Below are 16,145 nucleotides of genomic sequence, written 5' to 3'. Positions count from 1 at the left end.
TACTTAATGATAACCTTCATCACCTACACGAACTTTGTCTCTAAATACCCAATAAGACACAATGGTGTAAGCAATAATGATCGGGATTAAAATAAGAGCGCCGACCAGAGCAAACATCTGGCTTGAGTGAGGTGCCGCGGCCTGCCAAATAGTCACTGATGGCGGAATAATATATGGCCATAAACTAATGACGAAGCCTGTAAATGCAAGGAAGACCAGCGCCAATGTATACGCAAATGGTTTGAGGTCATGATCTTGCTTCTTACAAGCTGATAAAATCAGGCCGACAAACAATAAGACCAAAATAGGAACTGGGCTAAAATAGTAAAGGTTTGGTAAAGAGAACCAGCGATCTGCAATTTCAGGATGAGTCAACGGCGTATATAAACTTACGCCACCAAAAATGATCAGCAGTGCAATAATCAGTTTTGGCATAAGCTCATACATACGTTGCTGCAAGCCTTTTTCAGTTTTTAAAATGAGCCAGCCACATCCTAAAGTTGCATACATCGCAACTACACCAATACCTGTAAAGATGGTAAACGGTGTTAACCAGTCCAGAGAGCCACCTGCATAAATACCATTTTCGGTTTTAATCCCTTGAATATAAGCACCTAAAATAATCCCTTGTAGGAAGCTGGTTAAAACTGAACCCCAAATAAAAGCCAAGTCCCAAAGATGTTTGGTACGATGAGCTTTAAAACGGAATTCAAAAGCAACGCCACGGAAAATTAGGGCAATCACCATGAAAATAATAGGTAAATATAACGCTGATAAAACTGTTGAATAGACCAGTGGAAATGCAGCATATAGACCCGCACCACCGAGTACCATCCACGTTTCATTACCATCCCAGACAGGGGCGACGGTATTCATCATTACATCACGTTCTTGGCTGTTCTTAATGAATGGGAACATAATCCCGATCCCTAAGTCGAAGCCATCCATGACCACGTAAATCATCACACCTAAACCGATAATACCGACCCATATTAAAGAAAGATCAATCATGACGGTTCTCCCCAGAGTTTTGTTTGCTGTCAATATTTTCATCGACTGCACTAAGTGGACGCATTGGTGTTTTAAAGTGCCCAACGCCACCAGATTCAATATTTGGCGTATCGATAAATACAGGGCCTTTATTAATCAGTTTTAAGGTGTAGTAAATACCGCTACCAAAAACGATGGTATACACCACTACAAAAATAAAGAGACTCAGGCCGACTTGTTCTGCGGAAACCGTATGCGATAGACCGTCTTTAGTTCGCATAATGCCATATACCACCCACGGTTGACGGCCTACTTCGGTAGTAATCCAACCAGCAAGCATTGCAACATAACCCGCCGGACCCATCATTAAGGCAAATTTATGAAACCATGAGGTTTCATAGAGTTTTCCACGCTTACGTAGCCAAAGCGCAATGAGTGACAGGGTGACCATAAGTACACCAAGCCCCACCATTACACGGAAACTCCAGAAAATGATGGTGGAATTTGGACGATCTTCAGGTGCGAAATCTTTTAAGCCTGTCACTTGGCCATCTAAGCTATGCGTTAAAATTAAGCTACCCAAATAAGGAACACCCACTTCGAAGTGGTTACGTTCTTCTTTCATATCTGGAATTGCAAATAGCAATAGTGGCATAGGCTCATTATGATTGGTTTCCCAGTGGCCCTCCATTGCAGCAATTTTGGCAGGTTGATGTTCACGAGTATTTAACCCGTGGTTATCGCCAATCACTACTTGTAAACATGAAGTCACAAGCACCATCCATAAACCCATCGAGAACGATTTTTTTACCAATTCATCACGACGGCCTTTTACTAAATGCCATGCAGATGTTCCGACCACCAATAATGATGAAACTAAGAAGGCGGCTGCACCCATATGAGCAAAGCGGTAAGGGAAGGATGGGTTAAAGACAATTGCAAACCAGTCTTTTGGTACAATAATACCGTTTTCGATGGCAAAGCCTTGCGGGGTCTGCATCCAGCTATTGGAAGATAAAATCCAGAACATGGAAATACATGTTCCGATGGCAACCATAAGTGTTGCAAAGAAATGGGCTCGAGGACCAACACGTCCCCAACCAAATAACATAATGCCTAAGAAACCAGCTTCTAAGAAGAAGGCACTCAAGACTTCATAGGTAAGTAAGGGACCAGTAATACTTCCGGCGACACGTGAAAATTCACTCCAGTTCGTACCGAACTGATAACTCATGACCACGCCCGAAACCACACCCATACCAAAGGCAACGGCAAAGATCTTAATCCAGTATTTAAATAGATCTTTATAAATCGGGTTTTGGGTTCTTAACCACTTCCACTCTAACACTGCTAAAAAGCAGGCAAGACCGATAGAAGTAGCCGGAAAAATAATATGGAAGGATACTGTAAAAGCAAATTGTATTCGCGCTAATTCTAGAGCGGTTAGACCGAGGCTCATATACTTTCCCCCTGTGAACTAGCTGATGATGGTTAAAAGAGTTAAATAATTATTTTCAGGCAACAAAGTATTCTGAGGATTAAACTTACTTCTGCGATAAATGTTCTTAGCAAGTAAAATGCCAACAGGGTAAAGCAATATAATTGCTTGATATTTCAAGAGAATAGACTGATTGATTGTTCTCAATCTGTTAACAAAGTTTATGCTTGATGTTGCATTTGTAAAAATGCATGTTGCATTGAAACATTGATGAAATATCTGACGATGCACCATAGATTGCTTCATGAAAACTACCTACCTTAAGAAGTTTTCTTAATCATGCACTCGCAAGTTTTGTATATGTAGATACAGAAATTTTTTATAAAACTATAACAGCTGGGTGCAATTGTGAGGTGTGCTATAGTTTTTTTTCAATTATCTGTAGCTATATATCCATTCACCTAAAGTCCAAAATAAATGAACAAGATTTACGAATGGCCAAAATCATCGTTATAAGCAACATCAATGCGACTTTGGTTTTATATAAGCGCAGGATAAATTACTTCTTTTTTATTCCCTTGTTGTTTTGTTTGAGGTCTGGTTGTTACGTAGGTTATTAAAGACCTGATTTAAGTGTAGCTCTTCTAAAATAGCTTGGATGTTAAAAAATGTTTATTACTTCTCAACTCAATGTCCTGCATAAAATTATTAAAAATCAGCCTATTCCTGCATCTATATTGGCTCAGTTGGAGCAAACCTACGTTAATTTTGAAGCCACTTTATTAAGAGCAAAAGTACTCAGAGACTTTTCCAAAGGTGAAACTGTATATTTAATCCAATCTCATATTGGGCCACAGCAAAGTAGCGTGGCCTACCTATTTTCACCTTTTATTTTTGCAAACTTAAACAAGCCTTCCATTTATACGACACCTGCAACTGTGCCTGTGCTTTCTATTCTTAATAAATATTACCAAGCTGAAAAGAAAGTACTCTTTAAAGTAGATGAAGTCCTAGAAAGCTTAAAAATTTATATAGATTTGGAACTTGCAGAACTTAATGAAGTTGAGTTTATTTATTTAAGCCTAATCAAGGCACTGTGCCGAAGTGATCTCTCAACGGTTTTTTTTATTACAGGTTTAGACCTAGATTTAGAACATTTAAAAGAGTTGGAACAGTTCTTAAAAGTCAAAATTTATTGGATTAATCCCAAACAAAGCGGTGATTTAAAAGATATAAAAGACTTAGAAATGAAGAAATTATTATTTAAAAATAAAGATGAAACTTATGTGAAATTATGTGCACAATTTGCCCAAATGAATGCGGCACTTGTAGGGTTGTGCGATACCTTCACTACACCTCAAATGACGCATTTAATTGATGATATGTTCTATTCAGAGCATATTTTCGAGAAATTATCTGTCTATTCAGAATATATGCAAACCTTATTGCAAAGTCAGCAGAGCATTAGACAAAAAGAGCTATTTTAGGGCTTGGGAGATGAGCTTTTTTATGTCTGTGTGTGGGTTCTTATATAAAGAATGAATACAGTTATAAAAAAATAATCGTTTTCATGTGAAATAAATATTTTATGGTAAAAGCAAAGCAATATTGGTTTTACTTACATGACAAATTTAAATTTTGAGCATCATCTCGGTTCACTAACGCATGCAGCACTTAGTCAGGCCTCAATTATTTCTCGCGTATGGGGTGAAGGGCCAACTGAGCGTTATGATGAGTTGGCAAAAAATTTCAGACCAACTTTTGCCCGTATTAAAGAAGGGGCTTTAATCCGTGAGCAACAGCATATTTTGCCCTATGAACAACTTCAGTGGCTCAAAGATGTTGGTTTTACACGATTAAGACTTCCCAAAGCCCATGGGGGCTTTGATGCAACCATTCCTGAATTATTTGCATTGCTCATTGAGCTTGCAGAAGCAGACTCAAACTTACCGCAAGCTTTGCGTGTGCATTTTGGTTTCACTGAAGATGTCTTGGTAAGTAAAGACAAAGCGTTTCAAAAGCGTTGGCTTAGCCGAATTGCAAATAGTGAAACAGTTGGTAGTGCATGGTCTGAAGGCGGGAAAGAGTCAATTGATCAGTTCGAAACACATTTATATCGAGACAGTGAAGGAAAAATTCGCGTTAAAGGTAAAAAATATTACACCACAGGTAGCCTATATGCAGACTGGGTGGATGTTGGTGTAACAGATTTAAAGGGTGAATCTGGCTCGGTTGTTGTTCGCCGTGAAGATGAAGGTGTCGAAATTGTTGATGACTGGAATGGCTTTGGTCAGCAGCTCACCGCAAGTGGTACGGCATATTTCCACGACGTATTGGTCGATGAAACTGAAATTTTACCTGATGATGACCGTTTTAAATATTCAGCGGCTTACTATCAACTGGTTCAACTGGCAATCATTACAGGTCTAGGACGTGCTGCAACCTATGATGTTTCTCAAGCTGTTGCTAAACGTACCCGAAACTACACGCATGCAAATGCCCAATTTGTAAAACAGGATCCGCAAATTTTACAAGTAGTGGGACAAATTCGTGGCGCGGCTTACAGTGCAGGAGCGATTGTTGAAAAAGTTGCACAAAGCTTACAACGTGCTTACTTAGCTGCATTTCAAAATAATGAGCAGCTTGAAGAAGAGCAAAATGCACTTGCCGAGCTTGAAAGTGCACAGTCTCAAACGGTCATTACCGATCTAATTTTAAATGCTTCTACGATTTTATTTGACGCTTTAGGTGCTTCTGCAACAGACAAAGATTTAGGCCTAGATCGATACTGGCGTAATGTACGAACTTTATCTTCACATAACCCGAGAGTATTTAAAAATCGAATTATCGGTGATTTTAGTGTAAACGGCACATTACCACCGTATCAATGGCGAATAGGGAATGTTGCTAAACAATAAATTATATTTTTAAATATTAAGCTGCTATTTTAGTGGCTTAATATTATTTATGTTTTTAGAAATAAATTATAAAAATCTATTAGAATAAAATCATATTTTGTTTGGGGTTTATATTATAAAGAAAACCTAAAAATTGCTTTAGTATAAAAATTAAATAAAATGCTGGCGAATATTTTATGACTAAGAAAATTAGTTTTAATGCTTTTGAAATGAATTGTATTGCCCACCAATCTCCTGGATTATGGAGGCATCCTCAAGACCGATCTGTTGAATATAAAGATTTAGAATATTGGACAGATTTAGCACAAATTCTTGAGCGTGGTTTTTTTGACGGTATTTTTATTGCAGATGTGCTTGGTATTTATGACGTTTATCATCAAAGTGCTGAACATGCCTTAACAGGTGCGGTACAAGTTCCAGTCAATGATCCGCTACAGATTGTGCCGGCGATGGCGGCAGTCACAAAGCACTTGGGTTTTGGTGTCACAACTTCGATTTCCTTTGAACACCCTTATCCTTTTGCTAGACGTATTAGTACGCTAGACCATTTAACCAAAGGGCGAGTTGGTTGGAATATCGTGACGTCTTATTTGGAAAGTGGTTCGAAAAACTTGGGCCTAAAAACTCAGGTTAATCATGACAATCGTTATGATATTGCTGATGAATATTTAGAAGTCCTTTACAAACTTTGGGAAGGTTCTTGGGAAGAAGGTTCGGTACTTCGTGACCGTGAAAGCGGTATCTTTGCTGACCATAAAAAAGTGCATCCAATTCAGCACGAGGGTAAATACTTTACTGTACCGGGTATCCATATTTGTGAGCCATCACCGCAGCGAACACCAGTACTTTACCAAGCAGGCGCATCTTCACGCGGGCAGAAGTTTGCGAGTCAAAATGCCGAGTGTGTATTCATCGCAGCACCGTCTAAAATCGCCACTAAAAAAGTGGTACAGGGCATTCGCCAAAAATTGGCTCAAGAAGGCCGCGATCCGTACTCAGTTAAAATTTATGCACTTTTGTCGATTGTCACTGATGAAACCGATGCAAAAGCACAGGCTAAGTTTAAAGAATATCAAAGCTATGGAAGCTATGATGGCGCTTTAACATTGCTGTCTGGCTGGTCGGGTGTTGATTTTTCACAATATCAACCGAACGATAAAGTTGAATATATTCAAACCAACGCGATTCAATCTTTATTAGATTCTTATGTAAATGCAGATCCAGAACGTGTCTGGACCATTGAAGAAATTGCAAATTGGAACAGTTTAGGTGGTAATGGACCAGTATTGGTGGGTTCGGCAGAAACCGTTTCAGATGCTTTACAACAATGGGTTGAAGATACCGATATTGATGGCTTTAACCTTGCCTATATTTTGGCGCATCAAACCTTTGCCGATGTGGTCGAATTTATTGTGCCAGAGTTGCAAAAACGAGGGGTATATCAAACCTCATATGCACAAGGAACTTTACGAGAAAAATTATTTGGTGCTGGGCCATATTTACCTGAAAATCACCGCGGTGCAAAATATCGTAATCTAAAAGAATTAAAACTTGCTGAGGCGAGTTAAATATTTTAGGAAGTCTTTAAATAAATAGCTGGTTAGATACCAGCTTTTATTTTGTCTTTTATATCGGTTTTACTGCTGAGTTAATAATGAAAAGATAATTCTATAATTTAGATTAAAACATCAGATTAATTTGTTTTTGTATAGTGCAAATAATCATTATTTTGTTCCTGTGATTAAAATACAGGAATTATTAAGTGAGCACACAAGAACTCGATCATAACCACCGTTATGAAATTAAATCTCCCGATGATGTTTCACAATTAATTTCCAAATTTGCAGGGAAGGGTAAATCGAATAAAGTTATTTGGTTGGCACTGATAGGGGTGTTTATTGATGCCTATGATTTAACAACGCTGTCCTTTGGTATTGAGCAAGTCATCTCAGAGTTTTCTTTAAGCCCTGTGATGACTGGTGTGGTAGCTTCAGCAATTGTCTGTGGAACCATTGTTGGTAACCTGATTGGTGGTTGGCTGACAGATAAAATTGGCCGTTATCGGGTCTTTATGGCGGACATGGTGCTGTTTGTCATTGCGGCAATTGTCGCTGGTTTTGCACCGAATGTATGGGTTTTGATTTTAGCCAGATTCATTATGGGAATTAGTGTTGGTATTGATCTGCCTGTGGCAATGTCATACTTATCTGAGTTTTCCAAATTTAACGGTAGTAGCAACAAGGCAGCGCGTTTAGCCGCATGGTGCCCAATGTGGTATGCCGCTTCTTCGGTGTGTTTTGGCCTAGTTCTGGCGCTTTATTTTCTTTTACCCCCTGAGCATAGCAACTGGTTATGGCGAGCATCTTTAATTTTCGGAGCAGTGCCAGCCTTACTCATCATTTTTATTCGCGGTAAATATTTAACTGAATCACCAATCTGGCTTGCAAACCAAGGCGATTTAAAAGGTGCAGCTAAGGTTTTACAAGAATCCTATGCAATTCATGCAGTCGCTACAGTTGAAAAAGTAGAAAGAACTGCTGAAAAGAAAAAGCGCGAGGGTTTTGCAGTTTTATTTAATAAAACCTATTTGCCAAGAACTATTGTGGCAATTGTGATTCACATTTCGGTGGCATTTCAGTACACGACCATTGCCTTCTTTTTACCTTCTATTTTAACGCGATTCTTTCATACCGATGTCTTGACGACCATTACTACAACACTTGGGCTTAATTTATTGTTTGCATTTACGGGCGGGCTGTTAGGTGTATTTGTTGCTAGCAGATTTAAATCTCGTCATGTGTTGCTTACAGGCTTTTTACTCCAGTTTATAGCCCTCATTGCTTTGGCATTAATTGGTGAACCCGGTAATAGCTTTTTACTCTACACCGCAATTGGAATGCTCGGTTTGTGGCTTTTTGCTGAAGGCTTTGGGCCAGGGGCACAAATGATGGTCTATCCAACCATGGCTTATCCAGCTTCGATTCGTGGTGTTGGTGTTGGCTTTAACCGTGCAGTAACGGGTGTTGCTCAAGCAATTGCCTTGTTTGTTTTACCCATCTGGATGGCGGGGTACAAAACCGATGTTTACCTAATTATTTCTATCTTTGCATTTATTCCTTTAATTGTGATTGGGCTACTGATTAAGTTTGAGCCTACCGCCCAAGATGTTGATGTGATTGATGAAGATAAAACAGAACTTCCTCTCAACAATTCACCGGTAATTGATTAGAGTGAAAATAAATCTCTAAATAAAATAAAGGCCAACATCTGTTGGCCTTTGTTTTAAGAATTAGAAGTAATAAGCAAAAATTACAAATGCTTTTTTATTCCATTTATCATTACTTCCACCAGCCGCTAGACCTTCGCTATCTCCTAGATATGGATCGTGTTTACCCATCAGCAACTCGGCTTGTACTGTGAATTTTTGATAGTTAAAGGCAATGCCGGGAATAAAACGAGTTGAATCTTTAAAGCCATCTTGCTCTTTTCGATAAGAACTATAGTTGAGGTAAGGGCGAACAGAGGTAATTGGACCAAACTGCTGAGGGAATAGATAGCTCAGTTCTGCTGAATAAATCTGACCTTTGGTTGCAGAGTTAAATGAATAATCGAAACCACCCAAAGTTAGATGGTCTTTATATTGGGCATCGGCATTATCAATGTCTTGATAACCAGCCAAAAGCTGTAAATTCCATTGATTGTAATTGGTATTGCTAAAAACTGAATAGACTTGGCGATCGCCATCTTGCCCTGAACGTTTATTTTCAATGGTGGAGTACCAAAGAGAGGCGCCCAGTTGGGTAGAGAAATTTTCTTGGCCTAAGACATTTTTAAAGGTATGAGCACCGCGAACAACAATCGAGTTCTTTTCTTTAGTATTGGTGCCTTGTGGTACAGAGTCATCCGCATTAACAGGGTTGATACTAAATCGACTCGAGTCTTTGCTCTTACCTCTATAGGTGCCACCATCGGTAGGATAAAAGGCGAGTTGTGCTTCATTGATTCCATCATTGAAATCATATTTCACCCCAAGGTTATGTACATCTTCCCAACCTGCACTATTGGCAATGCCTAAATAATAAGTATTTCCCCAAAAGCGACCCAAGCCAAAAGGAACGGGGTTTAAGCCAGCAATAATTTTACTGTTGTCATTAATTTTATAACCCAACCACGCATCGGTAAGCCAATTGGCATCGCCTAAACGCCCGTAATATTCATAAACCCGATAATCTAGGCGGCCAATCCATTTCGGGGAGTTGTAATCTAGCCATAATACCGCGTCATTAAAGGAGAATTTACTGGTAGTGGGATCAGAGTCAAAATCATAAACATATTTAGCTCGAACAGTACCACTCACTTTAAGTTGACCTTCTTCAGCATTACCAAAGGTAAGGGCTGCATGACTTGAGAGGCTGAATGTAATTAAAGATGCTGTAATTAATGTTTTTTTCAAAATTTGATAATGTTTAAACAAAAGAATTTTTCTCCTCTTAAAAAAATAAAAATTAAATTTGCGTCATGTATAAACCAGAAAAAGATTTGTTCAAATCTTAATATTTGCAGAAGATTCAAGATAAAAAGATAATAAAATCTGTACTTTATATAAAAGAATGAAAATTAATGAGATGCAAAACTCTGGATGCGATAAGCAAAAATAAAAATGATGAAATGAGTAGGATAAGATAATTAGAGTAGGTATGTCAGGTTTTTCTCATCATGTGTTTTTTGAATATCCTTTTTAATTATTGATATATAAGTATTTTAATTTTATGGCTAACCTGTAAGTTTGGTTGATATTTGCTTTTTACCAAAAGATAAAAACTTATATGAAAAAGTTATTTATCAAAAATAGATAAGCAACTCATATTTTTTTATTTTTCATTATAAAGCCAGCTGCATACCATGAGCTTATATTATTGAAAGATCATGAAATTATGAGCACGAAGACCAAACCGTTCATTATCACGGCAATTGTGGTAGTCGCAATTGTTGCATTTATCGTATGGCAAAATAAAAAAGACAATAATACAAGTGCTTCAGTTAGCGACAGCAAACCTGTCGTAATTGCCTACCAAACAGGGGTGGACCCAAGCAAAGTGGCGCAGGCTAATGGGGAATATGAAAAACATAGTCAACGTACCATTCAATGGAAAAAATTTGATGCCGGCTCAGATGTTGTAAACGCACTTGCTTCAGGTGATGTCGTACTTGGCAATATTGGTTCAAGCCCACTTGCTGCTGCGGCAAGCCGTGATTTACCGATTGAAGTATTCTTAATTACATCAAAACTTGGTGGGTCTGAAGCACTCGTAGTAAGTAATAAATCAGGTATTAAAACGCCTCAAGATTTAATTGGCAAAACCATTGCTGTACCTTTTGTTTCAACCACACATTACAGTCTTTTGTCTGCACTTAAACATTGGAACATTCCAGAAGACAAAGTAAAGATTATTAACTTGCGCCCACCTGAAATTTCAGCTGCTTGGGAACGTGGTGATATTGATGCAGCATATGTGTGGGAACCTGCTTTAAGTAAAGCCAAAGCATCTGGTACGGTTTTAACCGACTCAAAACAAGTGGGTGAATGGGGCGCTCCAACTTATGACTTATGGGTTGTGCGTAAAGATTTTGCAGAGAAAAATCCTGATTTCTTAAAAGCTTTTGTTAAAACTACGCTTGAGCAACTCGAAAAATATAATCAAGACCCAGCCGCTTACGTTAAAAATGGCGATAACGTGCAAAAAATTGCGCAGCTCACAGGTTCTGATCCAAAAGATATCCCGCTTTTATTAAGTGGAAATATTTACCTTGACCACGCTCAGCAAAAACAAACGTTAGATGGTGAATTTGCGCAAAATATTTTTGATACAGCGAAGTTATTAAAAGGTCAGGGCAAGGTCGATCAACTGAAAGCCGATTATAAAGGCAATGTGAATTCTTCATTTTTGCAGCCTTAAGGAGTTGTCATGAGTGTACTAGAAGCCAAACATATTCATCTGACTTTTCCTAAACAGCAAAAGCCAGTTTTACAAGACATTAACCTAACGATTGAAGAAGGTTCTTTAACCGTGATTTTGGGCGAGTCAGGTTGTGGCAAAACAACTTTGCTTAATATCTTGGCAGGGTTTCAAAAGCCGAGTTCAGGTGATGTGCTTGTAAATCATGAAGTGGTAAATGGACCAGATATAACCCGCGCTGTCGTGTTTCAGGATCATGCACTCCTTCCTTGGTTGAATGTTGCAGATAATGTTGGCTTCGCTTTGCAGTTAAAAGGTTTAAAGCGCGCGGATATCGAAGCACAAGTGAACGCAATTTTAAAAATTGTAGGTTTAAGTCACGTTGAAAAAGCCAATATTTGGGAACTTTCCGGCGGTATGAAACAACGTGTTGGTATTGCCAGAGCTTTGATTAGTCACGCGCCGTTTATTTTGTTAGATGAACCTTTTGCGGCATTAGATGCTTTTACGCGTGAAAACATGCAGCAGTTAGTGCTCGATTTATGGATTCAACAAAATAAAAGCTTCTTTTTAATTACACATGATATTGAAGAAGCATTATTGCTCAGTAATCAGTTAGTTTTAATGACAGCGCATCCAGGCAAAATTGTAGAAACTCTACATCTCGATTTTGCTAATCGATATCGTCAGGGTGAGTCTATTCGCTCAATTAAATCGGACCCTCAATTTATTCAGCTCAGAGAGCAGTTGTTTGAAAGTTTAAGGGCACAAAAACAAAGCGGTAAGGAGGCGTTAACCACATGAGTACTAAAGATAACGTCTATGAATATGACAAAGCAGGACTAAAACTTAAGTCAGATGTGCAAACAGAAAATGCTTCATTTCTATCGTCATTTTTTGAAAAGCATCGCACTTTGGCAGTCAGCATAATTAGTGTGGGAAGTGTGGTTGCACTTTGGTTCCTCATTACTGCTTTGCATGTCGTACCGGAACTGTTTTTACCGAGCCCCCAGGCAGTCTGGCAAAAATTTATAGCGGTCAGCCAAGAAGGCTTTATGAAGGCTACTTTGTGGCAACACTTGGCCGCTAGTATCTCGCGTGTGTTTTTAGCCTTGATTGCTGCCGTGATGATTGGTGTACCACTGGGCTTATGGATGGGCCTGAACAAATGGGTTCGCGCTGTTCTAGATCCTTTGGTTGAATTATTACGTCCAATTCCGCCGTTAGCTTATTTACCCTTACTCGTAATTTGGTTCGGTATTGGCGAAACCACAAAAGTACTTTTGATTTTCTTCTCGATTTTGGCGCCTGTCATCATTAGTAGTGCGCATGGTGTGTTAAGCCATCAGCTGAATCGTGAACGTGCTGCACTGTCGCTAGGGGCAAGTCAGACACAAGTATTTTGGCATGTCATTTTACCAACCGCTTTGCCTCATATTATTACCGGTATTCGTATTGGTCTCGGGGTGGGCTGGTCAACATTAGTTGCAGCAGAATTGGTTGCAGCGGACCGTGGTATTGGTTTTATGGTGCAATCGGCAGCGCAGTTCTTAATTACCGATACGGTGATTCTGGGCATTATTGTGATTGCGATTGTCGCAGTTAGTTTTGAGCTGTTTTTACGTTGGTTACAAAAACAGTTTTCTCCTTGGTATGGTCAGCAGTTGTAGTAAAGAAGATGAATACAGTAGTAGCAAACTTAAATATTGAAGTGATCAAGCCTACCATTGGCGCAATTATTCACGATATTGATTTGAATGCGTTAAATGAACAGACAACGCAACAAATCCAGCAGGCTTTGCTTGATCATCAGGTTATTTTTTTTCGAAAGCAACAATTAGCACCGCAAGCACAAGCAGACTTGGCTCGTAGTTTTGGCAGTTTACATGTGCACCCGATTTATCCTTCAATTGAAGATGTGCCAGAAGTGATGGTGCTCGACAGTTGGAAACAAGATTTGCGTGACAATGAACTTTGGCACACAGATGTGACTTTTAGTAAAAATCCACCTTTAGGTTGTGTGTTGCAAGCCATTAAAATTCCACCTGTAGGCGGTGACACGTTGTGGTCGAGCAATACAGCAGCTTTTAAAGGGCTTCCGCTTGAGTTACAGCAAAAATTACGTGGCTTAACTGCAATACATGATATTCGTAAGTCTTTTCCACTTGAACGTTTTGCCCATAACGAAGAAGAGCGTGAAAAGCTTTTGCAAACCTTTAAGCGTAACCCGCCAGTGGTTCACCCAGTGGTGCGTACTCATCCGGTTACAGGTGAGCCTTTGTTGTTCGTAAGTGAGGGTTTTACCACACACATTAATGAGTTATCCGAACAAGAAAGTGAGCAATTACTTAATTTCTTGTTTGAACATGCGACCCAAGAGCAATTTCATTTACGCTGGAAATGGCAAGACGGTGACGTCGCGATTTGGGATAACCGTTGCACACAACATAAAGCATTATTTGATTATGGCGATGCTCATCGCATCATGCACCGTGCAACTATTAACGGTGATGTACCATTTTATAAAAATAAACAACAGCCAGAGTTAGCTGAAGTTTAATTCTTTAGTTTTCAGCCGTTTCAATTCCAACGCAGCGTTTTGAGTTGGAATTGAAACAATAATGCTTTAGCGCATTCCAAACCCCGACAATATGCCTGTGTAGTTCTTTACAGGAGGTGAGGCCCAATCACCAACTTTGCTGGTTTTTAAATTTAACTGAACTAACATTTCAGCTTGTTTAACTGCTGCTGCAACGCCGTCAATAACAATCACTCCCAATTCGTTTTGTAGCTTTAGGCACAAATCACTCATACCTGCACAGCCTAAAACAATCGCATCGCTTTTATCTTCTGCGAGCGCTTTTTTGCACTCATCTCGTATGGTCTGATAAGCGTCTGAGTCAGGAAGCTCCAACTCTTCAACTGCAATGTCACAAGCTCGAACATTTTTGCAAAATGGCGTAGCCCCGTAGCGATGAGCCAGATGCCAGCTCATATTCACTGTGCGTTGTAAGGTTGTGACCACACTAAAACCAGTACTTACATAACTTGCAGTTCGCATAGCTGCTTCGGCAATCCCAATCACAGGTGCTGACGTCATTTCACGGGCAGCATAAAGCGCAGGATCACCAAAACAGGCAATGATATAGGCATCTACATTTAGCTGTTCACCTTGGCGGATTTCCTCTAGCACACCTATGGCACTTAGGGCTTCATCATAATAACTTTCAATCGTTGCGGGGCCCATTTGAGGACTCACGGCAATAATTTGAGTATCAGAATTTGCGGCTATCTTTGCTGATGCAGCAATTTTGTCAGTCATATTTTGGGTGGTATTAGGATTAATAATTTTAATTTTCATTGTACTTTTACCTTAGTCATTGCCGATTTAGCATGGGCAAGCGGTTGGTTAAGAAATCGGTAAATGACAAAACCAAATCCCATACCAATAAACCATGTGAAATTAGCCAGCCCAGACAGTTGTGGTAAAAGTACGCAGAGAATAGGAATTAATGAAGCTGGAATTAAGGCATAAAAGGCAGAGTGGTTATAACCATTTTTATACCAATACAAACCTTTGGTATCTAAAGTATATAAATCATCTACCACAATTTTTTGTTTTTTAATGAGGTAAAAATCGGCTAGTAATACGCCAAAAAGTGGACCGATAAATGCACCTAAAATATCAATGGTGTAATGGATCACTTGAGGGTTATTAAACAAATTCCATGGGGTAATAAAAATTGAACCAACTGCTGCAATCATTCCACCCATGCGCCAGCTAATTTTGCTCGGTGAAACGTTGGAAAAATCGAAGGCAGGTGAAACAAAGTTAGCGACAATATTAATCCCAATGGTGGCAATCATTAAGGTCAAGCTGCCTAAAATAACCACAAAAGTATTATCAAGTTTTCCAACCATCTCGACAGGGTCTGTAATGAGCTTGCCGTAGACTGGAAGCGTTGCCGCAATACATACCACAGTAAGTAAAGAAAAGCCTAAGAAATTAATCGGTAGTCCAAGAAAGTTACCCATTTTAACGGCATTAAAACTTTTGCCATAACGAGAAAAGTCACCAAAGTTCAGCATAGGCCCTGAAAAATATGAAACAACAAGCGCAATCGCACCAATCATGACGGGTACAACCGCAAAACCGTCGTATTGAACACCGCTCAAGTTTAAATCAATATTCTGCCACCCAGCTTTCCAGATGAGCCATACTGCCATCGCAAACATTACAACGTAGACAGCTGGACCTGCCCAGTCAATGAATTTACGAATACTGTCCATGCCAGACCAGAAAACAATCGCTTGCAGTAACCAAAGCAGCATAAAGCCAACCCATCCTAAATAGGAAAGCCCAAGAAAGCCGTAATTTGAAACATCGGCATAGACCGACCATTCTGGAAAGAACTTTAAAATGACCAATAAAAAGGCACTGGAGGCCAAATAGGTTTGAATGCCATACCATGCGACAGCAATAAGCCCACGGATAACAGCAGGAATATTTGCACCAAGCACACCAAAGGTTGCGCGGCAAATAACAGGATAGGGCGTACCAGTTTGTTGGCTAGACTTGGCAATCAGGTTTGTAAAAAACTGAACTATAGCAATGCCGATGAGTAAAGATAAAAGTACCTGCCAGCTATTGAGTCCAAGTGCAAAAAGGCTCCCAGCCATGACATAACCGCCGACACTATGAACATCAGACATCCAGAAAGCAAAAATATTATAAGCGCCCCATGTTTGCTTTTTTAAAGGAGCTAAGTCTTGATTTGTCAGTTTTGTATCATAAGAAGGTTTAATTATTGCTTCGGTATTATTCATCTTGAACACTCACTT

At 39.4% G+C, this 16,145-nt stretch carries 13 protein-coding genes; 8 read left to right on the top strand and 5 right to left on the bottom strand.

Going from position 1 to position 16,145, the window contains the following annotated elements:
• Positions 1 to 3: 3 nt before the first annotated feature.
• Entirely contained in the window at positions 4 to 1,011 is a 1,008-nt protein-coding gene (gene cydB, locus ACINWC141_RS04310; RefSeq protein WP_009388297.1) for a cytochrome d ubiquinol oxidase subunit II, read from the bottom strand.
• Positions 1,004 to 2,449, bottom strand: a complete 1,446-nt coding sequence (locus tag ACINWC141_RS04305; protein ID WP_009388188.1) for a cytochrome ubiquinol oxidase subunit I — start codon at positions 2,447 to 2,449, stop codon at positions 1,004 to 1,006. Before ACINWC141_RS04305 ends, cydB begins: the two co-directional genes overlap by 8 nt.
• A gap of 647 nt (positions 2,450 to 3,096) precedes the next feature.
• On the opposite strand from ACINWC141_RS04305, the gene ACINWC141_RS04300 reads away from it, so the two are divergent.
• From ACINWC141_RS04300 to ACINWC141_RS04285, 4 genes are all read left to right on the top strand, one after another.
• Positions 3,097 to 3,915, top strand: a complete 819-nt coding sequence (locus tag ACINWC141_RS04300; RefSeq protein WP_009388199.1) for a hypothetical protein — start codon at positions 3,097 to 3,099, stop codon at positions 3,913 to 3,915.
• Between the two features lie 135 nt (positions 3,916 to 4,050).
• Positions 4,051 to 5,346: an acyl-CoA dehydrogenase family protein gene (locus ACINWC141_RS04295; RefSeq protein ID WP_009388314.1), complete on the top strand. Its 1,296-nt coding sequence runs from the start codon at positions 4,051 to 4,053 to the stop codon at positions 5,344 to 5,346.
• A gap of 176 nt (positions 5,347 to 5,522) precedes the next feature.
• Positions 5,523 to 6,914 (top strand): LLM class flavin-dependent oxidoreductase, encoded by a 1,392-nt coding sequence (locus ACINWC141_RS04290; protein ID WP_009388233.1) that lies wholly within the window; start codon positions 5,523 to 5,525, stop codon positions 6,912 to 6,914.
• 194 nt (positions 6,915 to 7,108) lie between these two features.
• Positions 7,109 to 8,575 (top strand): MFS transporter, encoded by a 1,467-nt coding sequence (locus ACINWC141_RS04285; RefSeq protein ID WP_009388268.1) that lies wholly within the window; start codon positions 7,109 to 7,111, stop codon positions 8,573 to 8,575.
• Between the two features lie 60 nt (positions 8,576 to 8,635).
• On the opposite strand, the gene ACINWC141_RS04280 is transcribed toward ACINWC141_RS04285, so the two are convergent.
• On the bottom strand, positions 8,636 to 9,820 hold the full coding sequence (locus tag ACINWC141_RS04280; RefSeq protein WP_009388315.1) for a hypothetical protein: 1,185 nt from the start codon (positions 9,818 to 9,820) through the stop codon (positions 8,636 to 8,638).
• A gap of 442 nt (positions 9,821 to 10,262) precedes the next feature.
• On the opposite strand from ACINWC141_RS04280, the gene tauA reads away from it, so the two are divergent.
• Genes tauA through tauD form a run of 4 tightly spaced genes read left to right on the top strand, consistent with a single transcriptional unit; the run spans position 10,263 to position 13,863 of the window.
• On the top strand, positions 10,263 to 11,303 hold the full coding sequence (gene tauA, locus ACINWC141_RS04275) for a taurine ABC transporter substrate-binding protein (RefSeq protein ID WP_009388219.1): 1,041 nt from the start codon (positions 10,263 to 10,265) through the stop codon (positions 11,301 to 11,303).
• Positions 11,304 to 11,312: 9 nt separating this feature from the next.
• Positions 11,313 to 12,107, top strand: a complete 795-nt coding sequence (locus ACINWC141_RS04270) for a taurine ABC transporter ATP-binding protein (protein WP_009388228.1) — start codon at positions 11,313 to 11,315, stop codon at positions 12,105 to 12,107.
• Positions 12,104 to 12,973 carry a taurine ABC transporter permease TauC gene (gene tauC, locus ACINWC141_RS04265; RefSeq protein ID WP_009388246.1) on the top strand — a complete coding sequence of 290 codons (870 nt, stop codon included), beginning with the start codon at positions 12,104 to 12,106 and terminating at the stop codon, positions 12,971 to 12,973. The genes ACINWC141_RS04270 and tauC overlap by 4 nt, the downstream gene beginning before the upstream one ends.
• Before the next feature lie 8 nt (positions 12,974 to 12,981).
• Positions 12,982 to 13,863, top strand: a complete 882-nt coding sequence (gene tauD, locus ACINWC141_RS04260; protein WP_009388207.1) for a taurine dioxygenase — start codon at positions 12,982 to 12,984, stop codon at positions 13,861 to 13,863.
• Positions 13,864 to 13,929: 66 nt separating this feature from the next.
• On the opposite strand, the gene ACINWC141_RS04255 is transcribed toward tauD, so the two are convergent.
• Positions 13,930 to 14,664, bottom strand: coding sequence for an aspartate/glutamate racemase family protein (locus ACINWC141_RS04255; protein ID WP_009388292.1), 735 nt, complete (start codon positions 14,662 to 14,664; stop codon positions 13,930 to 13,932).
• Complete coding sequence (locus ACINWC141_RS04250; protein WP_009388280.1) at positions 14,661 to 16,130, bottom strand: NCS1 family nucleobase:cation symporter-1; 1,470 nt, start codon at positions 16,128 to 16,130, stop codon at positions 14,661 to 14,663. Before ACINWC141_RS04250 ends, ACINWC141_RS04255 begins: the two co-directional genes overlap by 4 nt.
• Between the last annotated feature and the right edge of the window lie 15 nt (positions 16,131 to 16,145).

The organism is Acinetobacter sp. WC-141, from assembly GCF_000313935.1.
Taxonomy (GTDB): Bacteria; Pseudomonadota; Gammaproteobacteria; order Pseudomonadales; family Moraxellaceae; genus Acinetobacter.
The sequence above is the reverse complement of the archived record's forward strand: the minus strand, read 5'-3'. Positions and strand labels throughout refer to the sequence as shown.